At 41.8% G+C, this 24,942-nt stretch carries 24 protein-coding genes; 20 read left to right on the top strand and 4 right to left on the bottom strand.

Translation table 11 applies throughout. From position 1 onward, the window contains the following. Positions 1-3: 3 nt before the first annotated feature. Positions 4-873: a helix-turn-helix domain-containing protein gene (locus O3599_RS04550; protein WP_084862965.1), complete on the top strand. Its 870-nt coding sequence runs from the start codon at positions 4-6 to the stop codon at positions 871-873. A gap of 112 nt (positions 874-985) precedes the next feature. Continuing rightward, positions 986-2,116 carry an ABC transporter ATP-binding protein gene (locus O3599_RS04545; RefSeq protein ID WP_000229944.1) on the top strand — a complete coding sequence of 377 codons (1,131 nt, stop codon included), beginning with the start codon at positions 986-988 and terminating at the stop codon, positions 2,114-2,116. Positions 2,117-2,211: 95 nt separating this feature from the next. On the opposite strand, the gene O3599_RS04540 is transcribed toward O3599_RS04545, so the two are convergent. From O3599_RS04540 to O3599_RS04525, 4 genes are read right to left on the bottom strand one after another with little or no spacing between them, the layout of a single operon-like run. Further along, complete coding sequence (locus O3599_RS04540; RefSeq protein ID WP_000443883.1) at positions 2,212-2,871, bottom strand: amino acid ABC transporter permease; 660 nt, start codon at positions 2,869-2,871, stop codon at positions 2,212-2,214. 9 nt (positions 2,872-2,880) lie between these two features. Then, the gene (locus O3599_RS04535) at positions 2,881-3,558 is read right to left on the bottom strand and encodes an amino acid ABC transporter permease (protein ID WP_000131145.1); all 678 of its coding nucleotides are present in this window, start codon (positions 3,556-3,558) and stop codon (positions 2,881-2,883) included. A gap of 12 nt (positions 3,559-3,570) precedes the next feature. Continuing rightward, positions 3,571-4,365, bottom strand: coding sequence for a transporter substrate-binding domain-containing protein (locus O3599_RS04530; protein ID WP_084928861.1), 795 nt, complete (start codon positions 4,363-4,365; stop codon positions 3,571-3,573). Positions 4,366-4,375: 10 nt separating this feature from the next. Then, positions 4,376-5,134: an amino acid ABC transporter ATP-binding protein gene (locus O3599_RS04525; protein ID WP_084928862.1), complete on the bottom strand. Its 759-nt coding sequence runs from the start codon at positions 5,132-5,134 to the stop codon at positions 4,376-4,378. Positions 5,135-5,310: 176 nt separating this feature from the next. Between O3599_RS04525 and recJ the strand changes: the two genes are divergently transcribed. The 18 genes from recJ to rplA all read left to right on the top strand — a co-directional run bounded on the left by recJ (position 5,311) and on the right by rplA (position 24,699). Beyond that, complete coding sequence (recJ, locus tag O3599_RS04520; RefSeq protein ID WP_371512141.1) at positions 5,311-7,533, top strand: single-stranded-DNA-specific exonuclease RecJ; 2,223 nt, start codon at positions 5,311-5,313, stop codon at positions 7,531-7,533. A gap of 172 nt (positions 7,534-7,705) precedes the next feature. Continuing rightward, positions 7,706-9,367 carry a ribonuclease J gene (locus O3599_RS04515; RefSeq protein WP_247939318.1) on the top strand — a complete coding sequence of 554 codons (1,662 nt, stop codon included), beginning with the start codon at positions 7,706-7,708 and terminating at the stop codon, positions 9,365-9,367. Positions 9,368-9,433: 66 nt separating this feature from the next. Next, positions 9,434-10,213: an alpha/beta hydrolase family protein gene (locus O3599_RS04510; RefSeq protein ID WP_033689192.1), complete on the top strand. Its 780-nt coding sequence runs from the start codon at positions 9,434-9,436 to the stop codon at positions 10,211-10,213. Positions 10,214-10,346: 133 nt separating this feature from the next. Beyond that, on the top strand, positions 10,347-11,570 hold the full coding sequence (locus O3599_RS04505; protein ID WP_084928865.1) for an aminoacyltransferase: 1,224 nt from the start codon (positions 10,347-10,349) through the stop codon (positions 11,568-11,570). Between the two features lie 4 nt (positions 11,571-11,574). Then, positions 11,575-12,807, top strand: a complete 1,233-nt coding sequence (locus O3599_RS04500) for an aminoacyltransferase (protein WP_261014355.1) — start codon at positions 11,575-11,577, stop codon at positions 12,805-12,807. A 78-nt stretch (positions 12,808-12,885) separates the two neighbouring features. Then, the gene (locus tag O3599_RS04495; RefSeq protein WP_084928867.1) at positions 12,886-13,587 is read left to right on the top strand and encodes a M57 family metalloprotease; all 702 of its coding nucleotides are present in this window, start codon (positions 12,886-12,888) and stop codon (positions 13,585-13,587) included. A gap of 38 nt (positions 13,588-13,625) precedes the next feature. Continuing rightward, positions 13,626-15,473: an excinuclease ABC subunit UvrC gene (gene uvrC, locus O3599_RS04490; RefSeq protein WP_045612129.1), complete on the top strand. Its 1,848-nt coding sequence runs from the start codon at positions 13,626-13,628 to the stop codon at positions 15,471-15,473. Further along, entirely contained in the window at positions 15,463-16,317 is an 855-nt protein-coding gene (locus O3599_RS04485; RefSeq protein ID WP_045612127.1) for a metallophosphoesterase, read from the top strand. The genes uvrC and O3599_RS04485 overlap by 11 nt, the downstream gene beginning before the upstream one ends. 173 nt (positions 16,318-16,490) lie before the next feature. Further along, a complete protein-coding gene (locus O3599_RS04480) occupies positions 16,491-17,096 on the top strand; it encodes a nitroreductase family protein (protein WP_045612125.1) in 606 nt (201 codons plus the stop codon). A gap of 13 nt (positions 17,097-17,109) precedes the next feature. Next, the gene (gene pepV / locus O3599_RS04475) at positions 17,110-18,510 is read left to right on the top strand and encodes a dipeptidase PepV (protein ID WP_045612124.1); all 1,401 of its coding nucleotides are present in this window, start codon (positions 17,110-17,112) and stop codon (positions 18,508-18,510) included. A gap of 53 nt (positions 18,511-18,563) precedes the next feature. Further along, positions 18,564-19,142, top strand: coding sequence for a uracil-DNA glycosylase family protein (locus O3599_RS04470; protein ID WP_371512137.1), 579 nt, complete (start codon positions 18,564-18,566; stop codon positions 19,140-19,142). Between the two features lie 114 nt (positions 19,143-19,256). Next, positions 19,257-19,544, top strand: a complete 288-nt coding sequence (locus O3599_RS04465) for a rhodanese-like domain-containing protein (RefSeq protein ID WP_371512135.1) — start codon at positions 19,257-19,259, stop codon at positions 19,542-19,544. Positions 19,545-19,713: 169 nt separating this feature from the next. After that, positions 19,714-21,039 carry a branched-chain amino acid transport system II carrier protein gene (brnQ, locus tag O3599_RS04460; protein ID WP_371512134.1) on the top strand — a complete coding sequence of 442 codons (1,326 nt, stop codon included), beginning with the start codon at positions 19,714-19,716 and terminating at the stop codon, positions 21,037-21,039. Between the two features lie 97 nt (positions 21,040-21,136). Then, positions 21,137-22,174 carry a M42 family metallopeptidase gene (locus O3599_RS04455; protein WP_371512132.1) on the top strand — a complete coding sequence of 346 codons (1,038 nt, stop codon included), beginning with the start codon at positions 21,137-21,139 and terminating at the stop codon, positions 22,172-22,174. 1 nt (position 22,175) lies between these two features. Continuing rightward, on the top strand, positions 22,176-22,646 hold the full coding sequence (locus O3599_RS04450) for an HIT family protein (RefSeq protein ID WP_371512130.1): 471 nt from the start codon (positions 22,176-22,178) through the stop codon (positions 22,644-22,646). 2 nt (positions 22,647-22,648) lie between these two features. Beyond that, a complete protein-coding gene (gene ldcB, locus O3599_RS04445; RefSeq protein WP_261083019.1) occupies positions 22,649-23,365 on the top strand; it encodes an LD-carboxypeptidase LdcB/DacB in 717 nt (238 codons plus the stop codon). A 122-nt stretch (positions 23,366-23,487) separates the two neighbouring features. Next, entirely contained in the window at positions 23,488-23,913 is a 426-nt protein-coding gene (rplK, locus tag O3599_RS04440; RefSeq protein WP_001085807.1) for a 50S ribosomal protein L11, read from the top strand. Between the two features lie 96 nt (positions 23,914-24,009). Then, positions 24,010-24,699 carry a 50S ribosomal protein L1 gene (gene rplA / locus O3599_RS04435; RefSeq protein WP_001085675.1) on the top strand — a complete coding sequence of 230 codons (690 nt, stop codon included), beginning with the start codon at positions 24,010-24,012 and terminating at the stop codon, positions 24,697-24,699. The last annotated feature ends 243 nt before the right edge of the window (positions 24,700-24,942 follow it).

The raw sequence follows: 24,942 nt of genomic DNA, 5'->3' as shown, positions 1-24,942 counted from the left end.
GACATGATGGCAAAAGAATTACAAGACTGGTTTCCTGAGGCTCAGATTTCAGACCAACCAGTAGAGAAAGAGGGCTATCTCACTCTCCCTTTAGCTTCTCAGCAGTGGATTTTGCTGGAGGAAGCTAGGCTCAGCGAGCGTGAAAAGCAGTTGGTTGCCCTTTTAACCCAGCAGGAGCAGGCTCGTTCGCTCAATCCTTGGTATTCTTATCTGGTTGAGGGGAAGGGACAGGCACCACAAGCTTTTAAAAAGATTCAGTTGGTTTATTGTCATCTTTCCTATTTTCAGCAGGAAAATCTAGCCTCTTGGTTAGACATGATGCGAACTCTTTTTCCTAACTGTCAGACGGTGCTTCAGGTCGGAGCTCAGGATTATGTTTTCGTGCTTCAACAAGATAAGTACACCCCTGTACGAGCTATTTTAAGCGATACGATTGAAGCAGTTGAGTATGACTTTGGATTGCGTTTGTCAATCATGTTAGGTCAGGTTTGGTCTCAGACAGGACATCATGCCTTATCAGACTTAATCAAAGCGGAGCGCGATTTGTTCAAGACTTGGTGGCGTCAGGGTCACCAAGGTGTTCATACTTTTTCTCAGCTCTATCTTTGGAGTATAGGGGAAAGAATTGTGGACCTGGGAGTCATTAAAGAATGCCTGCACCAGATGATTTTGGACCAGGATCAGATTCAGGAAATCATTCTCTCCCTTTGGGAAAATAGTGCCGTTCTCACTAAAACAGCCCAGCAGCTCTATCTGCACCGTAATTCTCTCCAATACAAGATTGATAAATGGGAAGAATTGACAGGGCTTCAGTTGAAGGAATTGACTGACCTGACTCTGTGTTATCAATTGATTTTACCAGATATTCTCTAAAGTTTTGTGCAAGTTGCACAGAACTTTTTTATTTTTTTGGTCATCTTGCCATAGAAATGTAAAGCGTTTTCATATATAATAAAACTATCAAAAGACAAAAGGAGTTCACCTCATGGTAGAATTAAATCTTAAAAATATTTACAAAAAATATCCAAACAGCGAACACTACTCAGTTGAAGACTTCAACCTGGACATCAAAGACAAAGAATTTATCGTTTTCGTAGGTCCTTCAGGATGTGGTAAATCAACTACTCTTCGTATGATTGCTGGTCTTGAAGACATCACAGAAGGTACTGCATCTATCGATGGTGTGGTTGTCAACGACGTAGCTCCAAAAGACCGTGACATCGCCATGGTATTCCAAAACTACGCTCTTTACCCACACATGACTGTTTATGACAACATGGCTTTCGGTTTGAAATTGCGTAAATACAGCAAGGAAGACATCGACAAACGTGTGCAAGAAGCAGCTGCAATCCTTGGTTTGAAAGAATTCTTGGATCGTAAACCAGCTGACCTTTCAGGTGGTCAACGTCAACGTGTTGCCATGGGTCGTGCTATCGTCCGTGATGCAAAAGTATTCTTGATGGACGAACCTTTGTCAAACTTGGATGCCAAACTTCGTGTATCTATGCGTGCTGAAATCGCTAAAATCCACCGTCGTATCGGAGCTACAACTATCTACGTAACTCACGACCAAACAGAAGCGATGACACTTGCAGACCGTATCGTTATCATGTCAGCAACTAAAAATCCTGCTGGTACAGGTACTATCGGACGTGTAGAACAAATCGGTACACCTCAAGAAGTTTACAAAAACCCAGTTAACAAATTCGTAGCAGGATTCATCGGAAGCCCAGCTATGAACTTCATCAACGTGAAATTGGTTGGTAGCGAAATTGTTTCTGACGGTTTCCGTTTGAAAGTTCCAGAAGGAGCATTGAAAGTTCTTCGTGACAAAGGCTACGAAGGTAAAGAATTGATCTTCGGTATCCGTCCAGAAGACGTGAATGCAGAACCTGCTTTCCTTGAAACATTCCCAGAATCAGTTGTCAAAGCTACTATCTCTGTATCAGAATTGCTTGGTTCAGAATCTCACCTTTACTGCCAAGTTGGTAAAGATGAATTTGTTGCCAAAGTTGATGCTCGTGACTACTTGCAAACAGGTGCAACAGTTGAACTTGGATTTGACTTGAACAAAGCACACTTCTTCGACGTAGAAACTGAAAAAACAGTCTACTAAGCAAATGAAATGTCAAAACACTGCTAGAGAAATCTGGCAGTGTTTTTGAGTGTTTGCGTAGAAAAACTCTCCAATGTCCTTGGAGAGCTAATTTGTTATTCTGCTGCTTGTTGCCAACGTTTTGCTAGCATATGAGACAGGCTAGAGATTGCTAGGTTAAAGCTGAAGTAGATGAGGGCAATCAGGATATAAAGACTGAAGACTTGCTCTGGTTCGAAATAACGGCCCATGAGAATTTGGCTGGCTCCAAAGAGCTCTTGTAGGGCTATAACAGAGTAGAGAAGACTGGTATCCTTAATCACGGTTACAAACTGAGAAATGATGGCTGGCAGCATTTTACGAATGGCTTGTGGGAGAATGATGTGGTAGAGGATTTGGGCTGAGGTAAATCCTTGCGACATTCCTGCTTCGTATTGCCCCTTGTCTACGGCATTGAGACCACCTCGGATAATCTCAGCCAAGGCTGCTGAGGTAAAGAGGGTAAAGGCAGTGATTCCTGCTGGTGTGGATTTCATCTTGAACACCAAAAAGATAGTGAAAATCCAGAGGAGGTTGGGAACGTTACGCACAAACTCGATGTAAATGCTGGAAATAATACGCAAGATAGGATTTTTCCCATTTCTCATAACCGCTAGCACTGTACCGATAAGTGTAGAAAGGACGATGGCAATCAGAGAAATGTAGAGGGTCAAGCCAAATCCTTTAAAGATAAAGACTAGGTTATCTGGGGTCAAAACTTCTAAAATGGATTCCATAGTAACCTCCTAAAGTGAATAGGCTTTTTTGTTGGCTTGCTCCATCTTGCGACCAAACTGGGCAACAGGGAAGCATAGAGAAAAGTAGAGAAGGGCAGCACCTAGAAAGGCTGGGATATAGTTTCCGTTAAGAGCTGACCAAGATTTGGTCACAAACATCAAGTCTACGCCAGAGATGATTGCGACTGTTGAAGTATTCTTGATGAGGTTGACGATTTGGTTGGTCAAAGGAGGTAGAATGATACGGAAGGCTTGAGGCAAGATAATCAAGCGCATGGCGCTGATATAGGTAAAACCTTGCGACAAGGCGGCCTCCATCTGACCGCTAGGAATCGACTGAATACCTGAGCGAATCACCTCAGCTATATAGGCGCCGTGATAGAGTCCTACACAGAGTACAGCTGTCCAATAAATCGGAATCATGATGGTGTGGTCACTGATAAGAGGTAGACCATAAAAAACAATGACAAACTGCACCAAGAGGGGAGTGTTTTGATAAAATTCTACAAAGATACGAGCCAAAATTCTCAATATCGGACGTTTACTGGTTGACATGGCTCCGAAGAAGATGCCTAAAACCATGGCTAGGATAAAGGATCCAATCGCTAGGGCAAGAGTGAAGAGGAAACCATTGAAAAATTGTCCAAAATCCTGAAAATAGGCTGTCCAAGATGATAAATCTGTCATGGGGTGTCCTCCTTAATCTGCAGTATGGCTAGATGGTTTGAGTTTGTAACGGTCATAGAGTTTCTGCAAACTGCCATCCTTGCTCCATTTAATAACCAAGTTATCAAGATAGTCGTTGAGCTCGGTATTTGATTTCTTGGTAACGATACCGTAGTCAGATGGCTTGAAACTATCATCTAGTAGTACTGTGCGTTTGCTGATGTAGCCAGACAGAATCGAGCGGTCAACGGAAAAAGCATCAATTCGATGAGCGTGAAGGGAAGTAATCAATTCTGGGTAGGAACCAAGTTCGACAAATTTAAAGGTCAAGCCTTTCTTTTTACCCAGTTCAGTAATCAGGCGTTGGGTGATGGAACCTTGGGCGACTCCAATGGTTTTGCCGTTTAGATCCTCAATGCTTTTGATTTTGGCAGACTTATTGACCAAAAAGCCAGATGCGTCCGTGTAGTAAGGACTGGTAAAGTTGTAGAGTTTTTTGCGTTCGTCTGTGATTGTAAAGGTCGCGATATCCATATCGACCTGTTCATTATCTAGAAGGGGTCCGCGAGTTTGTGCTGTAACTGGTACATAACGAACCTTGACCTTGAGCTCATCAGCTACCATCTTGGCCAGGTCAGTTTCGATACCAGAATAGGTCCCTGTCTTGGGATCTTTGTAGCCAAAATTGGGAACGTCTTGTTTGACACCGACAACTAGCTCGCCTCTCTTTTGAATGTCTGCGACACTAGTATCAGCCTGAACTGGTTTTGCAGCAGCAAGGCCGAAAAGGCTAATCAATAATGCGGATAAAAAGAATTTCTTTTTCATAGGCACCTCCTTATTTGACTTTGTCACTTTCGTGGTTGATGATTTTGCTGAGAAATTGTTGGGCACGAGGTTCGCTTGGATTGTCGAAAAAGTCATCGACATCGGTCGTATCTACCAAAACTTCTCCGTCAGCCATAAAGATGATGCGGTCGGCAACTTCACGAGCAAAGCCCATTTCATGGGTAACGACAATCATATTCATACCATCGTGGGCTAATTTTTGCATAACTGCCAGAACATCGCCTATGGTTTCTGGGTCAAGGGCAGATGTTGGCTCATCAAAGAGGAGGAGTTCAGGATGCATAGCGAGTCCACGTGCGATGGCAATCCGTTGTTTTTGTCCACCAGAAAGCATGGCTGGATAAGAATCTTTCTTGTCCCACATATTTACAAATTCCAGATATTTTTGGGCTGTTTTTTCAGCTTCTTTTTTATCAATTCCTAGAACTTTTATGGGTGCTAGTGTTACGTTTTCTAACACTGTTTTGTGTGGATAGAGGTTGAAATGCTGGAAAACCATGCCGACTTCCTTGCGAAGGGGCACCAAATCTTTCTGGCTGGCACCAGCAACTTGGTGACCATTTACTAGAAGACTTCCTTTGTCTATAGCCTCCAAACCATTGATGGTGCGGATAAGAGTGGACTTACCAGAACCAGAAGGGCCTAGGAGTACAACAACTTGCCCTTTTTCAAAACGGAGATTGATGTCGCGGAGTGCATGGTAATCTCCGTAATATTTTTCGACGTGTTCAAATTCTACTAAAGCCATAAGGAATCTCCTTTGTGTTAGATTTTATAACATGATTCTACACCAAAAGATTTTTCTTGTCAAATCATATCAGAAAAAAGTTAGTAAAATTTTTGTAGAAAGCAATCAGGATAGAGAAAAAGCCTAAATCATGTTATAATGAAGCAATAGAATTCTTAGAAAGAGTGGATGTCTTTTTGATAACACCTACTTATGAATGGCGGTTTGCCCCGCAGGTAGAAGATGCGGATTTTACAAAAATAGCCAAGAAGGCTGGACTGGGTCCTGAGGTGGCTCGGTTATTATTTGAAAGAGGGATTCAGGACCAAGAAAGTCTGAAGAAGTTTTTAGAACCTTCCTTGGAGGACTTGCACGACCCTTATCTACTCCATGATATGGACAAGGCAGTGGAACGGATTCGTCAGGCCATTGAAGAAGGGGAAAATATCCTCGTTTACGGTGATTATGATGCGGATGGTATGACTTCGGCTTCTATTGTTAAGGAAAGTTTGGAACAGCTTGGCGCTGAGTGCCGGGTTTATCTTCCCAATCGTTTTACCGATGGTTATGGACCTAATGCCAGTGTTTACAAATACTTTATCGAGCAAGAAGGGATTTCTTTGATTGTGACGGTGGATAATGGGGTTGCTGGTCACGAAGCCATTGAATTGGCCCAGTCTATGGGAGTGGATGTCATTGTGACTGACCACCATTCCATGCCTGAAACCTTACCAGATGCCTATGCTATTGTCCATCCTGAACATCCGGATGCGAACTATCCTTTCAAATATTTGGCTGGTTGTGGAGTTGCTTTCAAGCTGGCTTGTGCCCTGTTAGAAGAAGTACAAGTGGAATTGCTTGATTTGGTCGCTATTGGTACCATTGCTGATATGGTTAGTTTGACAGATGAGAACCGTATCTTGGTTCAGTATGGTCTGGAAATGTTGGGACATACTCAGCGTATTGGTCTGCAAGAAATGCTGGACATGGCTGGGATTGCTGCCAACGAAGTTACAGAAGAAACGGTTGGCTTCCAGATTGCTCCTCGTTTAAATGCCTTGGGGAGATTGGATGATCCTAATCCTGCCATTGATTTGTTGACTGGCTTTGATGATGAGGAAGCGCACGAGATTGCTCTCATGATTCATCAGAAAAACGAAGAGCGCAAGGAAATCGTCCAGTCTATCTATGAAGAAACTAAGACCATGGTGGACCCTGAGAAGAAGGTCCAAGTCTTGGCCAAGGAAGGCTGGAATCCTGGGGTTCTAGGAATCGTGGCTGGTCGTTTGTTGGAAGAACTAGGGCAGACAGTCATCGTTCTTAATATAGAGGACGGTCGTGCCAAGGGTAGTGCTCGTAGTGTGGAAGCAGTGGATATTTTTGAGGCTCTGGATCCTCATCGAGATCTCTTCATCGCATTTGGTGGCCATGCTGGTGCAGCAGGAATGACGCTGGAAGTGGAGAAACTCTCAGATTTATCTCAGGTCTTGGAAGACTATGCCCGTGAAAAAGGTGCAGATGCTGCTGGCAAGAACAAGTTAAATCTAGATGAAGAACTGGATTTGGAGACACTTAGCTTGGAAACGGTCAAAAGTTTTGAACGTTTGACACCTTTTGGCATGGACAATCAGAAACCTGTCTTTTATATCAAGGATTTTCAGGTCGAAAGTGCCCGTACTATGGGAGCAGGCAATGCTCATCTCAAGTTGAAAATTTCCAAAGGTGAGGCGAGTTTTGAAGTGGTAGCCTTTGGTCAAGGCAGATGGGCGACAGAGTTTTCTCAAACCAAGAATCTAGAGCTGGCAGTCAAATTGTCTGTCAACCAATGGAATGGCCAAACTGCCCTGCAGTTGATGATGGTGGATGCGCGTGTGGAGGGCGTTCAACTTTTTAACATCCGTGGGAAGAATGCAGTCTTGCCAGAGGGAGTTCCAGTATTGGATTTTGCTGGAGAAATGCCAAATCTAGTAAATAGTGATGCTGTGGTTGTAAAAACCATTCCTGAGGATATTACTCAGCTGAAGACCATTTTCCAGGAGCAGAATTTTTCTGCTGTCTATTTCAAAAATGATATTGACAAGGCCTACTATCTGACAGGGTATGGGACTAGAGAACAGTTTGCCAAATTGTACAAGACTATCTACCAGTTCCCAGAGTTTGATATTCGCTACAAGTTGAAAGATTTGGTAGCTTATCTTAATATTCAGCAAATCTTGCTGGTCAAGATGATTCAAGTATTTGAAGAACTAGGCTTTGTGACGATCAAAGATGGGGTCATGACAGTCAATAAAGAGGCACCAAAGCGGGAGATCGGAGAAAGTCAGATTTACCAAAATCTCAAACAAACCGTCAAAGACCAAGAAATGATGGCGCTGGGTACCGTGCAAGAAATTTATGACTTTTTAATGGAAAAAGAATAGCAGATAGGAAAGAGTTGGGAAACCAGCTCTTTTTGAAAACAAATCTTCATTTTGAAAATCATCAAAAAAATGGTATAATGGTAGGAAAAGATTCGGCTAAAAGTAATAGTGCTTTTAGAATAAAAGGGTAAGCAACCCTATAATCAAGATAAACAAAGCTTTCGGAGGAAAAATGAGTAATATCAGTTTAACAACACTTGGTGGTGTGCGTGAAAACGGGAAAAATATGTATATCGCTGAAATCGATGGGTCTATTTTCGTTTTGGATGCAGGTCTGAAATACCCTGAAAATGAACAACTAGGGGTAGACGTCGTTATTCCAAATATGGACTACCTTTTTGAAAATAGGGATCGTATCGCAGGAGTCTTCTTGACCCACGGCCATGCGGATGCCATTGGTGCTCTGCCTTATCTCTTGGCTGAAGCCAAGGTACCTGTATTTGGCTCTGAGCTGACCATTGAGTTGGCCAAACTCTTTGTCAAAGGAAATGATACAGTTAAGAAATTCAATGATTTCCATGTCATTGATGAGGATACGGAGATTGATTTTGGCGGGACTGTGGTTTCCTTCTTCCGTACGACCCACTCTATCCCAGAAAGTCTGGGTGTTGTCTTGAAGACAGCTGAAGGTAGTATCGTTTACACAGGTGACTTCAAATTTGACCAGACAGCTAGTGAATCCTATGCGACAGACTTTGCTCGTTTGGCAGAAATCGGTCGTGACAGAGTTCTAGCTCTTCTTAGCGATTCAGCCAATGCAGATAGCAATATCCAAGTGGCTAGCGAAAGTGAAGTTGGGGACGAGATCACTCAAACCATTTCTGATTGGGATGGACGTATTATCGTTGCAGCAGTAGCTAGCAACCTCTCTCGTATCCAGCAGGTATTTGATGCTGCGGATGCAACAGGCCGTCGTGTGGTCTTGACAGGATTCGATATTGAAAATATCGTCCGTACTGCTATTCGCCTTAAGAAATTGTCTCTAGCTAACGAGAGTCTTTTGATTAAGCCAAAAGATATGTCTCGCTTTGAAGACCATGAGTTGATTATCCTTGAGACAGGTCGTATGGGTGAGCCTATCAACGGTCTTCGCAAGATGTCGATTGGTCGCCACCGTTATGTGGAAATCAAGGATGGTGACTTGGTCTATATCGTAACCACTCCGTCTATCGCCAAAGAAGCAGTTATGGCGCGTGTGGAAAACATGATTTACCAAGCTGGCGGTGTTGTCAAACTGATCACTCAAAGCTTGCGTGTATCAGGTCATGGAAATGCGCGTGACTTGCAGTTGATGATCAATCTCTTGCAACCTAAGTATCTCTTCCCAATTCAAGGGGAATACCGTGAGTTGGATGCCCATGCTAAGGCTGCTATGGCGGTCGGGATGCTGCCAGAACGCATTTTCATCCCTAAAAAGGGAACCAGCATGGCTTATGAGAATGGGGACTTTGTCCCAGCTGGAGCGGTTTCAGCAGGGGATGTCTTGATTGACGGGAATGCCATCGGTGATGTTGGTAATGTAGTCCTTCGTGACCGTAAGGTCTTGTCAGAGGACGGTATTTTCATCGTAGCAATTACCGTTAATCGTCGTGAGAAGAAAATTGTGGCCAAGGCTCGTGTTCACACGCGTGGATTTGTTTATCTCAAGAAGAGTCGCGATATTCTCCGTGAAAGTTCAGAATTGATTAACCAAACGGTAGAAGACTATCTTCAAGGAGATGACTTTGACTGGGCAGATCTTAAAGGGAAGGTTCGTGATAATCTGACCAAGTATCTCTTTGATCAAACTAAGCGTCGTCCAGCTATTTTACCAGTAGTCATGGAAGCAAAATAAGCGATGAAATAAACGGAGAGAAAGTCGAATTTCGGCTTTTTCTTATAGAAAAATAGAGGAAAAATTATGGCAGTAATGAAAATCGAGTATTACTCACAAGTTTTGGATATGGAGTGGGGAGTGAATGTCCTCTATCCTGATGCTAATCGAGTGGAAGAACCAGATTGTAAAGACATTCCAGTCTTGTACCTCTTGCACGGGATGTCTGGTAATCATAATAGTTGGCTCAAGCGGACCAACGTAGAACGCTTACTTCGAGGAACCAATCTCATCGTTGTTATGCCCAATACCAGCAACGGTTGGTATACCGATACCCAATATGGTTTTGACTATTACACAGCTCTAGCAGAGGAATTGCCAGAGGTTCTGAAACGCTTCTTCCCTAATATGACTAGCAAGCGTGAAAAGACCTTTATCGCTGGCCTTTCTATGGGAGGCTATGGCTGTTTCAAATTGGCTCTTGCTACAAATCGTTTTTCTCATGCAGCTAGCTTTTCAGGTGCCCTTAGTTTTCAAGATTTTTCTCCTGAAAGCCAAAATCTGGGGACACCAGCTTACTGGAGAGGTGTTTTTGGGGAGATTAAAGATTGGACAACTAGTCCTTATTCTCTTGAAAGTCTGGCTAAAAAATCGGATAAAAAGACCAAGCTGTGGGCTTGGTGTGGCGAGCAGGATTTCTTGTATGAAGCCAATAATCTAGCAGTGAAAAATCTCAAAAAACTGGGATTTGATGTGACCTATAGCCATAGTGCTGGAACTCACGAATGGTACTACTGGGAAAAACAATTGGAACGGTTCTTAGCAACCCTACCAATCGATTTCAAATTAGAAGAGAGATTAAGCTAGTTTAGTTTGTATTACTCTTTCAATAACCATGTCTTCTATGGAATAGAAACTAAAATATGTTTTTACTAGACTTTCTAAACAAAAATAGTAGAATAGTAGTTAAATTCTATTATTGTTGGAAAGAGAGTAAGAGATGTATCGTTATCAAATTGGCATTCCCACATTAGAATATGATCAGTTTGTTAAAGAACATGAATTAGTCAATGTATTACAAAGTAGTGCTTGGGAAGAGGTTAAGTCTGATTGGCAACATGAAAAGTTTGGCGCCTACCGAGGAGATAAATTACTGGCTACAGCTAGTATTTTGATTAAAACTCTTCCTCTAGGCTATAGAATGTTTTATATCCCAAGAGGTCCTGTATTAGATTATAAGGATGCTGAACTCTTGAACTTTGTTCTTCAATCCATTAAGTCCTATGCTCGAAGCAAGAGAGCGATTTTTGTGATTTTTGACCCAAGTATTTGCCTATCGCAAAGTTCAATCAAGCATGAAAAAATAGAATATCCTGAAAATATGGCTATTATTGAAAATTTGCAAAGAATGGGAGTAAGGTGGTCAGGAAAGACCGATGGAATGGGAGATACCATTCAGCCTCGTATTCAGGCAAAAGTATACAAGGAAAATTTTATAGAAGATAAACTTTGCAAGTCAACAAAACAAGCTATTCGATCCGCTCGAAATAAGGGTGTAGAGATTCAGATTGGTAGAGATGAATTGTTAGAATCTTTCTCGTTTTTGATGAAAAAAACTGAGAAGCGAAAAGATATCCATTTGAGGAATGAAGCCTATTATAAAAAATTGTTAGATAATTTTAAGGACAAGGCCTACATTACGCTGGCTACTCTGGATATCGCTAAGCGTTTACGAGAATTAGAAGAACAGTTAGCGAAAAACTTAGCGTTGGAAGAGGCGTTTACTGAGTCGACTCGAACTTCAAAAGTAGAAGCGCAGAAGAAGGAAAAAGAACGTTTGTTAGAGGAATTGACCTTCTTGCAGGAATATATAGATGCAGGTCAAGCAAGAGTTCCTTTAGCGGCTACCTTGACTTTAGAATTCGGACAAACTTCTGTCAATCTATACGCAGGAATGGATGAAGATTTTAGACGATATAAAGCCCCTATTTTGACTTGGTATGAAACAGCTCGCTATGCCTTTGAGCGAGGTATGGTGTGGCAAAATTTAGGTGGTGTTGAAAACTCTCTCAATGGTGGACTTTACCATTTTAAGGAAAAATTTAATCCAACGATTGAAGAATACTTGGGTGAGTTTACAATGCCCACCCATCCTCTTTATTCTCTGTTAAGAATCGCTCTTGATTTTCGCAAGGCATTAAGAACAAAACATCATAGAAGGTAAGTACATGGCATTAATTACACTCACAAAAGAAGAATTTCAAGCTTATTCTGATCAGGTCTCTTCTCGTTCTTTTATGCAATCTGTCCAGATGGGGGACTTGTTAGAAAAAAGAGGGGCTCGAATTGTTTATCTTGCATTGAATCAAGAAGGAGAAATTCAAGTTGCAGCTCTGGTTTATAGCTTGCCCATGCTGGGTGGTCTACATATGGAGATCAATTCGGGGCCGATTTATACCCAACAAGATGCTCTCCCAGTTTTTTATGCGGAGTTAAAAGAATATGCCAAGCAAAATGGTGTATTAGAGTTGCTTGTAAAACCTTATGAAACTTATCAAACTTTTGATGGTGAAGGTAATCCAATAGATGCTGAGAAAAAAAGTATTATTCAAGATTTGACTGATTTAGGTTATCAATTTGATGGTTTAAAAACAGGTTACCCAGGTGGAGAACCGGATTGGTTATATTGTAAAGATTTGAATGAGCTAACTGAAAAGACCTTGCTTAACAGTTTTAGTAAAAAGGGGAAAGCTTTGGTGAAAAAGGCTGATACATTTGGTATTCAGTTGAAAAAATTAAATCGTGAAGAACTTTCAATTTTTAAAGATATAACAAAAACAACCTCTGAACGTCGAGAATATAGTGATAAAAGTTTAGAATATTATGAGCATTTTTATGACTCTTTTGGAGAAAAAGCCGAGTTTGTAATTGCTATTCTAAATTTAGGAGAATATATACAAAATTTAATACATAAGCAAAAAGAATTATCTGAAAAAATAGCTACCTCATTACTCTTATTAGAACAATATCCAGATTCTGCACAAAAGAAAAAAGAACACAAAGAGTTGGCTAGGCAGTATGAAAGCTTTGAAGTTCGAAAAGCAGAAGCACGAGAGTTGATTAAAAAATATGGAGAGAAAGATCTTGTCTTAGCAGGTAGTTTATTTATTTATATGCCTCAAGAAACGACCTATCTTTTTAGTGGTTCCTATACTGAGTTTAATAAATTTTATGCACCAGCTTTGCTTCAGAAATATGTTATGTTGGAAAGCATAAAACGTGGGATCCCTAAATACAACTTTCTAGGGATTCAAGGGATTTTTGATGGTAGTGATGGTGTTTTACGTTTTAAACAAAATTTTAATGGTTATATTGTACGTAAAGCAGGAACTTTCCGTTATTATCCATCTCCCATAAAATATAAAGCTATTCAGTTACTCAAAAAAATATTAGGACGCTAAGATAAGAAAATTGGTCTTTAGCTTTCTTTCAGCTTATTTTAGTAAAATAGACTTTATTTGCTAGAAAGGTGGAGGGACATGCGCTGGATTTTTCGTTTGATAGGGGCTTTCTTTTCTTTTGTGTGGCGTTTGTTTTGGCGTCTAGTTTGGATAGCTTTTCTTTTGTGTGCTTTTGCTTTTGGACTTCTCTGGTATCTGAACGGTGATTTTCAAGGAGCGCTAAAGCAAGCAGAGCGGTCAGTAAAAATTGGTCAACAAAGTATCGACCAATGGGAAAAAACAGGACAACTGCCTAAGTTGAACAAGACAGATAGCCACCAACACTCTGAAGGAAGGTGGCCACAGGCTTTAGCTCGTATTTGCCTGGATCCTCAGATGGATTCAGGATTTCAAGAGGCGTATTTAGAAGCAATTCAGAACTGGAATCAAACGGGTGCTTTTAACTTTGAAATTGTCACTGAAGCCAGCAAGGCAGATATCTTGGCTACGGAGATGAACGACGGAAACACTCCTGTGGCAGGAGAGGCGGAAAGTCAGACCAATCTCTTGACAGGGCAATTCTTATCCGTAACGGTGCGGTTGAATCATTATTATCTGTCCAATCCTGACTATGGCTATTCCTATGAGCGCATTGTCCATACGGCAGAACATGAGTTGGGGCATGCGATTGGCTTGGACCATACAGATGAGAAGTCTGTCATGCAACCTGCAGGTTCCTTTTATGGTATCCAGAAAGAGGATGTTGCAAGACTTCGAAAAATATATGAGACCAATGAGTAGGGGACTATCTTTCCCTACTTTTTTGCTATAATGGAACTATGAATAACTTGATTAAATCAAAACTAGAGCTCTTGCCAACCAGTCCTGGTTGCTACATTCACAAGGATAAAAACGGCACCATTATCTATGTAGGAAAGGCTAAAAATCTGCGTAACCGCGTGAGGTCTTATTTCCGTGGAAGTCATGATACCAAAACAGAGGCCTTGGTGTCTGAAATTGTGGATTTTGAATTTATCGTTACGGAGTCTAATATTGAGGCACTTCTCTTAGAAATCAACCTGATTAAGGAAAACAAGCCCAAGTACAATATCATGCTCAAGGATGATAAGTCTTATCCTTTCATCAAAATCACCAATGAACGCTATCCTCGTTTGATTATCACCCGTCAGGTCAAAAAAGACGGAGGTCTCTATTTTGGTCCCTATCCAGATGTGGGAGCAGCCAATGAAATCAAGCGACTGCTGGATCGGATTTTCCCTTTTCGCAAGTGTACCAATCCACCCTCTAAGGTCTGTTTTTACTACCATATCGGTCAATGTATGGCCCACACTATCTGTAAGAAGGATGAGTCCTACTTCAAGTCTATGGCTCAGGAGGTTTCTGATTTCCTAAAAGGGCAGGATGACAAAATCATCGATGATCTCAAGGGTAAGATGGCATCCGCAGCACAAAGTATGGAATTTGAACGGGCAGCGGAATACCGTGACCTGATTCAGGCGATTGGGACTCTTAGGACCAAGCAACGGGTTATGGCCAAGGATCTCCAAAACCGTGACGTCTTTGGCTACTATGTCGACAAGGGCTGGATGTGTGTTCAGGTTTTCTTTGTTCGTCAGGGTAAGCTTATTGAGCGCGATGTCAATCTTTTCCCTTATTATAATGATCCGGATGAGGATTTCTTGACCTATGTGGGACAATTCTATCAAGAAAAATCTCACCTAGTTCCTAATGAGGTGCTGATTCCGCAGGATATTGACGAAGAAGCTGTAAAGGCTTTGGTAGACACCAAGATTCTCAAACCCCAGCGTGGAGAGAAAAAGCAACTGGTCAATCTGGCTATAAAGAATGCCCGAGTCAGCCTAGAGCAGAAATTCAACCTGCTGGAGAAATCTGTCGAAAAGACACAAGGAGCTATTGAAAATCTAGGACGTTTGCTCCAAATTCCGACTCCAGTTCGCATCGAGTCCTTCGATAACTCCAATATCATGGGAACTAGTCCTGTTTCAGCCATGGTAGTCTTTGTCAATGGCAAACCAAGTAAGAAGGATTACCGTAAGTATAAAATCAAAACCGTAGTCGGGCCAGACGACTATGCCAGTATGAGAGAAGTCATTCGCAGGCGCTATGGTCGAGTACAGCGTGACGGTTTGACTCCTCCAGATTTGATTGTGATTGATGGGGGACAAGGTCAAGTCAATATCGCCAAGCAAGTCATCCAAGAGGAACTGGGCTTGGATATCCCCATTGCAGGTCTGCAAAAGAATGATAAGCACCAAACCCATGAATTGCTCTTTGGAGATCCGCTTGAGGTGGTGGAGTTGTCTCGCAATTCTCAGGAATTTTTCCTTTTGCAACGCATTCAAGATGAGGTCCACCGCTTTGCCATTACTTTCCACCGCCAACTGCGCTCCAAAAATTCCTTTTCATCACAACTGGATGGAATTGAAGGGCTAGGACCTAAACGCAAGCAGAATCTCATGAAGCATTTCAAGTCTCTGGCCAAAATCAAGGAAGCCAGTGTGGATGAGATTGTCGAAGTTGGAGTGCCTAGAGCAGTAGCAGAGACTGTGCAAAGAAAATTGAACCCGCAGGAAGAAGTGGAATTAGCTCAAGTGGCGGAAGAAAGAGTAGATTACCAAACGGAAGGAAACCACAATGAAACATAAAATCGCAATTTTATCAGATATTCATGGAAATGCGACGGCTTTAGAAGCAGTGATTGCAGATGCTAAAACTCAAGGAGCCAGTGAATATTGGCTTATGGGAGATATTTTTCTTCCTGGTCCAGGTGCAAATGATTTGGTAGCCCTGCTAAAGGACCTTCCTATCACAGCAAGTGTTCGAGGTAATTGGGATGATTGTGTCCTTGAGGCCTTGGATGGTGAATATGGTTTGGAACATCCACAAGAAATCCAGTCAATGCGAATGACCCAGTTTTTGATGGAGCGAATGGATCCTGCAACGATTGTCTGGTTACGAAGCTTGCCTTTGCTGGAAAAGAAAGAGGTTGATGGGTTGCGCTTTTCTATCTCTCATAATTTACCTGACAAAAATTATGGGGGTGACTTGTTGGTTGGGAATGATACAGAAAAATTTGACCAACTGCTAGATGAGGAAACGGACGTGGCAGTCTATGGTCATGTCCACAAGCAGTTGCTTCGTTACGGCAGTCAAGGGCAACAAATCATCAATCCAGGGTCGATTGGCATGCCCTATTTTAATTGGGAGGCGTTAAAAAATCACCGTGCCCAGTATGCCGTGATAGAAGTTGAAGATGGGGAATTGGTAAATATCCTATTTCGTAAAGTTGCTTATGACTATGAAGCGGAGTTGGAGTTGGCCAAATTCAAGGGGCTTCCTTTTATCGAAATGTATGAAGAGCTACGACGAGAAGACAACTATCAGGGGCACAATCTGGAACTATTAGCAAGCTTAATAGAAAAGCATGGGTATGTAGAAGATGTGAAGAATTTCTTGGAGGCTATAAAGTCAGAATATAAGATAGACTAGTTTCTTTAAGTAACTGAAAATTAATTGGAACTGGATGAGGGGATTCCTGATTTAAATGATTTTCTTCATTCAGTTGCTTATCCTTGTTCCAGTTTGTCTCTACGAAAAATCTCTGCAACCTCTTTCAAATTATGGTAGAATGGAAGCAGTAGAATTAGAAAAGGAAATAGATTATGAAATTTCTTGAATTAAATAAAAAACGTCATGCGACTAAGCATTTCACTGATAAGCCAGTTGATCCAAAAGATGTGCGTACGGCTATCGAAATTGCAACCTTGGCGCCAAGCGCCCACAACAGCCAGCCTTGGAAATTTGTGGTCGTTCGGGAGAAAAATGCCGAACTAGCAAAATTGGCATACGGTTCAAACTTTGAACAGGTATCATCAGCACCTGTAACCATTGCCTTGTTTACAGATACGGACCTTGCCAAACGTGCCCGTAAAATTGCCCGAGTTGGTGGTGCTAACAATTTCTCAGAAGAACAACTACAATACTTCATGAAAAATTTGCCTGCTGAATTTGCCCGTTACAGTGAGCAACAAGTCAGCGACTACCTAGCCCTCAATGCAGGTTTGGTTGCTATGAACTTGGTTTTGGCTCTTACAGACCAAGGAATCGGATCAAATCTGATTCTTGGTTTTGACAAATCAAAAGTCAACGAAGTTTTGGAAATCGAAGACCGCTTCCGCCCAGAACTCTTGATTACAGTGGGTTACACAGACGAAAAATTAGAACCAAGCTACCGCTTGCCAGTAGATGAAATCATCGAGAAAAGATAGAAAGAAGAAAAAAATGACAACAATTGATTTTACAGCAGAAGTAGAAAAACGTAAAGAAGACCTCTTGGCTGACTTGTTTAGCCTTTTAGAAATCAACTCTGAACGTGATGACAGCAAGGTTGATGCTGAGCATCCATTTGGACCTGGGCCGGTAAAAGCTTTGGAGAAATTCCTTGAAATTGCAGACCGCGATGGCTACCCAACTAAAAATGTTGACAACTACGCAGGACATTTCGAGTTTGGTGATGGAGAAGAAGTTCTCGGAATCTTTGCCCACATGGACGTAGTGCCTGCTGGTAGCGGTTGGGACACAGACCCTTACACACCAACTATCAAAGACGGTCGTCTTTATGCGCGTGGAGCTTCTGACGATAAGGGTCCTACAACAGCTTGTTACTATGGTTTGAAAATCATCAAAGAATTGGGTCTTCCAACTTCTAAGAAAGTTCGTTTCATCGTCGGAACAGACGAAGAATCAGGTTGGGCAGATATGGACTACTACTTCGAGCACGTAGGACTTGCGAAGCCAGACTTCGGTTTCTCTCCAGACGCTGAATTCCCTATCATCAATGGTGAAAAAGGAAATATCACGGAATACCTCCACTTTGCAGGTGAAAATGCAGGTGTTGCCCGTCTTCACAGCTTCACAGGTGGTTTGCGTGAAAACATGGTTCCTGAATCAGCAACAGCAGTTGTTTCAGGTGACTTAGCTGACTTGCAAAGTAAACTAGATACTTTTGTTGCAGAACACAAACTCAGAGGAGAAATTCAAGAAGAAGCTGGCCAATACAAGGTGACGATCATTGGTAAATCAGCCCACGGTGCTATGCCTGCTTCAGGTGTCAATGGTGCAACTTACCTAGCTCTCTTCCTCAGTCAGTTTGACTTTGCAGGACCAGCTAAAGACTACCTTGACATCGCTGGTAAAATTCTCTTGAACGACCATGAGGGTGAAAATCTCAAGATTGCCCATGTGGATGAAAAGATGGGTGCCCTTTCTATGAATGCGGGTGTCTTCCGCTTCGATGAAGCAAGTGCTGATAATACCATTGCCCTTAATATCCGCTATCCAAAAGGAACAAGCCCAGAGCAAATCAAGTCAATCCTTGAAAACTTGTCAGTTGCTTCTGTTAGCCTTTCTGAGCACGGGCATACCCCTCACTATGTGCCAATGGAAGATCCACTTGTGCAAACCTTGTTGAATGTCTATGAAAAACAAACTGGCCTTAAAGGTCACGAGCAAGTTATCGGTGGTGGAACCTTTGGTCGTTTGCTCGAACGCGGAGTTGCCTACGGTGCCATGTTCCCAGACTCAATTGACACCATGCACCAAGCCAATGAATTTATCGCCTTGGACGATCTCTTCCGAGCTGCAGCAATCTATGCCGAAGCTATTTATGAATTGATCAAATAAAACGATAGAAGTCTGAGATCTTATGCTTAGACTTCTTTTTGGAGGGGAAGTAGATGTCTCAAATCGAAAGAATCAAGCAGGCTATTATGGCGGATCCGCAGAATGCCAACTATACCGAACGCGGAATAGAACCTCTTTTTGCAGCGCCAAAGACTGCTCGCATCAATATCATCGGTCAGGCACCTGGACTTAAAACCCAAGAAGCAGGCCTTTACTGGAAAGATAAGAGTGGTGACCGCCTGAGAGACTGGCTAGGTGTGGATGAAGATACCTTTTACAATTCAGGTTATTTTGCTGTTCTGCCTATGGATTTTTACTTTCCAGGGCATGGTAAGTCAGGTGACCTGCCACCGAGAACTGGGTTTGCAGAAAAATGGCATCCACAGCTCTTGCAAGAATTACCAGATATAAAGTTGACCCTCTTGATTGGACAATATGCCCAGGCCTACTATTTAAAGGAGAAAGTCAGTGGCAAAGTGACAGAACGGGTAAAACATTACCAGAAGTACTTACCAACCTATTTTCCATTAGTTCATCCCTCGCCGCGAAATCAAATCTGGATGGCCAAAAATCCTTGGTTTGAGGCAGAAGTGGTACCGGATTTGAAAGAAAGAATTAAAACCATTTTATAGTCAATGAAAATCAAAGAGCAAACTAGGAAGCTAGCCGCAGGCTGTACTTGAGTACGGTAAGGCGACGCTGACGTGGTTTGAATTTGATTTTCGAAGAGTATTAGGAGAAAAAGAATGAAAGAAATAACCTTTGACGCATTTTACCAGCTTTACCAAAAAGACCAACTTTCTTTAGTGGACGTGAGAGAAGTGGATGAGTTTGAAGCTCTTCATTTAGAAGGTGCTCAGAATCTTCCTCTGAGTCAATTAGCTGATACTTATGATCAATTGGACAAGGATCAGTTACATTATGTTATTTGCAAATCTGGAATGAGATCGGCGCGTGCTTGCCAATTCTTATCAGAACAAGGTTATGAGGTTATCAATGTCCAAGGTGGCATGATGGCCTTTGAAGAACTTTAAAAATTTGCATTTCTCCTACTTGGCGTGGACTAGGTAGGGGATTTTATTTTTAGACAATTCTCATTTTTAAGAATCTTGAAAACATTCAATATTTACTTCGTGAAGCTTTTTTCATACTCCTATTCATGATATACTAGGTCAGTATTTTATAAATATGAAGGAGATTTTCATGGCTAAAAAAGGTGCCTTAACAGGTTTACTCCTGTTTGGAATATTTTTTGGTGCGGGGAACTTGATTTTTCCGCCTTCTCTAGGTGCTCTATCTGGAGAACATTTTCTTCCTGCCATCGCAGGTTTTGTCTTTTCAGGTGTCGGTATCGCCGTCTTGACTCTTATTATTGGAACGCTAAATCCTAAAGGATATATCTACGAGATTTCAACAAAGATAGCGCCTTGGTTTGCGACTCTTTACCTCTCAGTTCTTTACTTGTCAATCGGTCCATTCTTTGCTATCCCACGTACAGCTACAACAGCTTACGAGGTAGGGATTAGCCCACTTTTGTCGGATGCAAATAAAGGTCTTGGTTTGATTGTCTTTACTATTCTGTATTTTGCGGCAGCCTATTTGATTTCGCTTAATCCATCAAAAATCTTGGACCGTATCGGCCGTATTTTAACACCAGTCTTTGCGATTTTGATTGTTATCTTGGTTGTTCTGGGAGCTTTCAAATACGGTGGAACAAGTCCTCAAGCTGCTTCAGCTGCCTATCAAGCTTCTGCCTTTGGTACAGGTTTCCTAGAAGGTTACAATACCTTGGACGCCCTTGCTTCAGTTGCCTTTAGCGTAATCGCAGTTCAAACCTTGAAACAACTTGGATTTTCAAGTAAGAAAGAATACATTTCAACTATTTGGGTTGTTGGTATCGTTGTAGCCCTTGCCTTCAGTGCTCTTTACATCGGTTTAGGCTTCCTTGGAAATCATTTCCCAGTACCAGCTGAAGCGATGAAGGGTGGAACACCAGGTGTTTACATTTTGTCACAAGCCACTCAAGAAATCTTTGGCTCAACAGCTCAACTCTTCCTTGCAGCTATGGTTACCGTAACCTGCTTCACAACAACAGTTGGTCTGATTGTGTCAACAGCTGAGTTCTTTAATGAGCGCTTCCCGCAAATCAGCTACAAGGTTTATGCGACAGCCTTTACCTTGATTGGATTTGCCATTGCTAATTTGGGTCTTGATGCGATTATCAAGTACTCCATTCCAGTACTGGTTATCTTGTACCCAATCACGATTGCTATCGTTATGATTGTCATTGTCAACAAATTTGTGGCTCTTTCAAAACCAGGTATGCAGTTGACAATTGCTGTTGTTACAGCTATTGCTATTGCAAGCGTATTAGGAAGCTCGTTTAAGGTTGAGTTTCTTGCGAATCTTGTCAACGCTCTTCCTTTTGCCAAGGCATCACTCCCATGGTTAGTACCAGCCGTTGTCGGAATCTTGCTCTCATTGGTTCTACCAAACAAGCAAGAAAGCGATGTTTTTGAAATGGAATAATCATTAAAATCACTTTTGTAGCCAAGTCTACAGGAGTGATTTTCTTTTTTTATCCGATGATAAATGTGTTATAATAGGTAGCAAAAGAGGTGAAGAAATGAATCAAACAGTAGAATATATCAAAGAACTGACAGCCATCGCATCGCCAACAGGCTTCACTCGTGAGATTGCGGACTATTTAGTCAAGACTCTAGAAGGTTTTGGTTACCAGCCAGTTCGTACAGCCAAAGGCGGTGTCAATGTGACCATCAAAGGTCAAAATGATGAAGAGCATCGCTATGTGACTGCCCATGTAGATACGTTGGGTGCTATTGTCCGTGCTGTCAAACCAGACGGCCGTCTCAAGCTGGATCGTATCGGTGGTTTTCCTTGGAACATGATTGAAGGTGAAAACTGTACCGTTCATGTGGCTAGCACAGGTCAAAAGGTATCAGGAACCATCCTCATCCACCAAACTTCTTGCCATGTCTACAAGGATGCAGGAACGGCAGAACGCACGCAGGACAATATGGAAGTGCGTTTGGACGCCAAAGTAACCAATGAAAAAGAAACTCGTACCTTGGGGATTGAGGTCGGTGATTTTATCAGTTTTGACCCACGAACTGTCGTGACAGAGACAGGTTTTATCAAGTCTCGCCACTTGGATGACAAGGTCAGTGCAGCAATTTTGCTTAACCTGCTTCGTATTTATAAGGAAGAGAAGATTGAATTGCCAGTAACAACCCATTTCGCTTTTTCAGTCTTTGAAGAAGTGGGACACGGTGCTAACTCTAGTATTCCTGCTCAGGTAGTCGAATATCTGGCTGTGGATATGGGAGCTATGGGAGATGACCAGCAAACAGACGAATATACAGTGTCTATCTGTGTCAAGGATGCTTCAGGCCCTTATCACTATGACTTCCGTCAACATTTGGTTGCTTTGGCTAAAGATCAAGATATTCCATTTAAGCTGGATATCTATCCATTTTATGGTTCGGACGCTTCAGCAGCTATGTCTGCAGGGGCAGAAGTCAAACACGCCCTTCTCGGTGCTGGTATCGAGTCTAGCCATTCTTATGAGCGTACTCATATTGACTCGGTGGTCGCAACGGAACGTATGGTTGATGCTTATCTTAAGAGCGCATTGGTAGACTAATATGTGTTTGATTTGCCAGAGAATTGAGGTCATCAAGAAGGGAGAAAATCCCTATTTTGTCAAAGAGTTGGAAACAGGCTATCTTGTGATTGGAGACCACCAGTATTTTGCAGGCTATAGTCTCTTTCTAGCCAAGGAACATGTCACCGAATTGCACCATTTGAAAAAGGAGACAAGACTCCGTTTTCTAGAAGAAATGAGTGTGGTCCAAGAGGCAGTTGCCAAGGCCTTTGCTGCCGAGAAAATGAATATTGAACTTTTAGGAAATGGCGATGCCCATCTCCACTGGCATCTTTTCCCTAGACGAAGAGGTGATATGAATGGTCACGGTCTCAAGGGACGTGGTCCAGTCTGGTGGGTTCCCTTTGAAGAAATGACAGCAGAAACCTGCCAAGCAAAACCGGATGAGATTAAAAGATTAGTCAAACGTTTATCGTTAGAAGTAGATAAACTATTAGAAATAAAGGAGTAGAAATGAAAAAAAGATACCTTATCTTGACAGCTTTGCTAGCCTTGAGTCTAGCAGCTTGTTCACAAGAAAAAGCAAAAAATGAAGATGGCTCAGTTAAGACAGAGCAAACAGCTAAAGCTGATGGAACAGTAGGAAGTAAGGCTCAAGGAGCTGCCCAGAAAAAAGCAGAAGTGGTTAACAAAGGAGACTACTACAGCATCCAAGGGAAATACGATGAAATCATCGTAGCCAATAAACACTACCCATTGTCAAAAGACTACAATCCAGGGGAAAATCCAACAGCCAAGGCTGAGTTGGTCAAACTCATTAAAGCTATGCAAGAGGCAGGATTCCCGATTAGTGATCATTACAGTGGTTTTAGAAGTTATGAAACTCAGACCAAGCTCTATCAAGATTATGTCAACCAAGATGGGAAGGCAGCAGCTGACCGTTATTCTGCTCGACCTGGCTATAGCGAACACCAGACAGGTTTAGCCTTTGATGTGATTGGGACAAATGGTGATTTGGTAACAGAAGAAAAAGCGGCCCAATGGCTCTTGGACCATGCTGCTGATTATGGCTTTGTTGTCCGTTATCTCAAAGGTAAAGAAAAAGAAACAGGATATATGGCTGAGGAATGGCACCTTCGATATGTCGGAAAAGAAGCTAAAGAAATAGCTGCCAGTGGTCTCAGTTTGGAAGAATACTACGGCTTTGAAGGCGGAGATTACGTCGATTAAAAAATAAACTTTTCTCTTGCAATTCTAGATAAATAGTGTATAATAGATGAGTATGTGTAAAGCATGCTTGTGGGAGGTAAAAATCTTTAATTACCGCCAAAACCACAAAGGAGGATTTAAAAATGGCTAAAAAAGTCGAAAAACTTGTAAAATTGCAAATCCCTGCTGGTAAAGCTACACCAGCTCCACCGGTTGGACCTGCTCTTGGTCAAGCTGGTATCAACATCATGGGATTCACAAAAGAGTTCAACGCTCGTACAGCTGACCAAGCTGGTATGATCATTCCAGTTGTTATCTCAGTTTACGAAGATAAATCATTTACTTTCATCACTAAAACACCACCAGCTGCTGTTCTTTTGAAAAAAGCTGCAGGTGTTGAAAAAGGATCAGGTACACCTAACAAAACTAAAGTTGCTACAGTTACTCGTGCACAAGTACAAGAAATTGCAGAAACTAAGATGCCAGATTTGAACGCAGCAAACGTAGAGTCTGCAATGCGTATGATCGAAGGTACTGCTCGTTCTATGGGATTCACTGTTGTTGACTAATCAATAACACCCCAATATAACCCGCAAGACTTCATCATTTCGAGAAGTGACGTGGGAGATGAAAATCGATTGAACCACTTACAAGGAGAATAGAAAATGGCTAAAAAAAGCAAACAACTTCGTGCTGCTCTTGAGAAAATCGACAGCACAAAAGCATACAGCGTAGAAGAAGCTGTAGCACTTGCAAAAGAAACTAACTTTGCAAAATTTGACGCAACTGTAGAAGTTGCTTACAACTTGAACATCGACGTTAAAAAAGCTGACCAACAAATCCGTGGAGCAATGGTATTGCCAAACGGTACTGGTAAAACTTCACGCGTTCTTGTTTTCGCACGTGGTGCAAAAGCTGAAGAAGCAAAAGCTGCTGGTGCAGACTTTGTTGGTGAAGATGACCTTGTTGCTAAAATCAACGACGGTTGGTTGGACTTCGACGTAGTTATCGCTACACCTGACATGATGGCTCTTGTTGGACGTCTTGGACGTGTCCTTGGACCACGTAACTTGATGCCAAACCCTAAAACTGGTACTGTAACAATGGATGTTGCTAAAGCAGTTGAAGAGTCTAAAGGTGGTAAAATCACTTACCGTGCTGACCGTGCAGGTAACGTTCAAGCAATCATCGGTAAAGTATCATTTGAAGCTGAAAAATTGGTTGAAAACTTCAAAGCTTTCAACGAAACAATCCAAAAAGCAAAACCAGCTACAGCTAAAGGAACTTACGTAACAAACTTGACTATCACAACTACTCAAGGTGTTGGTATCAAAGTTGACGTAAACTCACTTTAATCAGTAGTTTATATCAGAGAACGAGTGCGAAAGTGCTCGTTTTTTTGTTTTATTTCACTATACTTCATTATTCAACTATCTTGGAAAACCTCAAAAGTTGGTAGAAAGTTTTGCAATCGTCTTTCTAAAGTTAAATGATAAAAGGAAAATATATAAAAATGAGATAAAGCAATTGTTTTACAAGATTAGTTTTAAATAAATATACAAAAATACTGATAAAAACTAACGAAGATTTAAATATAA

Origin of the sequence: Streptococcus sp. 27098_8_103 (assembly GCF_041432345.1) — a bacterium.
GTDB classification, from domain to species: Bacteria; Bacillota; Bacilli; order Lactobacillales; family Streptococcaceae; genus Streptococcus; species Streptococcus mitis_BV.
The sequence above is the reverse complement of the archived record's forward strand: the minus strand, read 5'-3'. Positions and strand labels throughout refer to the sequence as shown.

Bases quoted from the DNA above. Each gene is read 5' to 3' on its own strand.
- O3599_RS04550 (WP_084862965.1), top strand. From the start codon at position 4: ATGATGGCAAAAGAATTACAAGACTGGTTTCCTGAGGCTCAGATTTCA.
- O3599_RS04545 (WP_000229944.1), top strand. From the start codon at position 986: ATGGTAGAATTAAATCTTAAAAATATTTACAAAAAATATCCAAACAGC.
- O3599_RS04540 (WP_000443883.1), bottom strand. From the start codon at position 2,871: ATGGAATCCATTTTAGAAGTTTTGACCCCAGATAACCTAGTCTTTATC.
- O3599_RS04535 (WP_000131145.1), bottom strand. From the start codon at position 3,558: ATGACAGATTTATCATCTTGGACAGCCTATTTTCAGGATTTTGGACAA.
- O3599_RS04530 (WP_084928861.1), bottom strand. From the start codon at position 4,365: ATGAAAAAGAAATTCTTTTTATCCGCATTATTGATTAGCCTTTTCGGC.
- O3599_RS04525 (WP_084928862.1), bottom strand. From the start codon at position 5,134: ATGGCTTTAGTAGAATTTGAACACGTCGAAAAATATTACGGAGATTAC.
- O3599_RS04515 (WP_247939318.1), top strand. From the start codon at position 7,706: ATGAGTAATATCAGTTTAACAACACTTGGTGGTGTGCGTGAAAACGGG.
- O3599_RS04510 (WP_033689192.1), top strand. From the start codon at position 9,434: ATGGCAGTAATGAAAATCGAGTATTACTCACAAGTTTTGGATATGGAG.
- O3599_RS04505 (WP_084928865.1), top strand. From the start codon at position 10,347: ATGTATCGTTATCAAATTGGCATTCCCACATTAGAATATGATCAGTTT.
- O3599_RS04500 (WP_261014355.1), top strand. From the start codon at position 11,575: ATGGCATTAATTACACTCACAAAAGAAGAATTTCAAGCTTATTCTGAT.
- O3599_RS04495 (WP_084928867.1), top strand. From the start codon at position 12,886: ATGCGCTGGATTTTTCGTTTGATAGGGGCTTTCTTTTCTTTTGTGTGG.
- uvrC (WP_045612129.1), top strand. From the start codon at position 13,626: ATGAATAACTTGATTAAATCAAAACTAGAGCTCTTGCCAACCAGTCCT.
- O3599_RS04485 (WP_045612127.1), top strand. From the start codon at position 15,463: ATGAAACATAAAATCGCAATTTTATCAGATATTCATGGAAATGCGACG.
- O3599_RS04480 (WP_045612125.1), top strand. From the start codon at position 16,491: ATGAAATTTCTTGAATTAAATAAAAAACGTCATGCGACTAAGCATTTC.
- pepV (WP_045612124.1), top strand. From the start codon at position 17,110: ATGACAACAATTGATTTTACAGCAGAAGTAGAAAAACGTAAAGAAGAC.
- O3599_RS04470 (WP_371512137.1), top strand. From the start codon at position 18,564: ATGTCTCAAATCGAAAGAATCAAGCAGGCTATTATGGCGGATCCGCAG.
- O3599_RS04465 (WP_371512135.1), top strand. From the start codon at position 19,257: ATGAAAGAAATAACCTTTGACGCATTTTACCAGCTTTACCAAAAAGAC.
- brnQ (WP_371512134.1), top strand. From the start codon at position 19,714: ATGGCTAAAAAAGGTGCCTTAACAGGTTTACTCCTGTTTGGAATATTT.
- O3599_RS04455 (WP_371512132.1), top strand. From the start codon at position 21,137: ATGAATCAAACAGTAGAATATATCAAAGAACTGACAGCCATCGCATCG.
- O3599_RS04450 (WP_371512130.1), top strand. From the start codon at position 22,176: ATGTGTTTGATTTGCCAGAGAATTGAGGTCATCAAGAAGGGAGAAAAT.
- ldcB (WP_261083019.1), top strand. From the start codon at position 22,649: ATGAAAAAAAGATACCTTATCTTGACAGCTTTGCTAGCCTTGAGTCTA.
- rplK (WP_001085807.1), top strand. From the start codon at position 23,488: ATGGCTAAAAAAGTCGAAAAACTTGTAAAATTGCAAATCCCTGCTGGT.
- rplA (WP_001085675.1), top strand. From the start codon at position 24,010: ATGGCTAAAAAAAGCAAACAACTTCGTGCTGCTCTTGAGAAAATCGAC.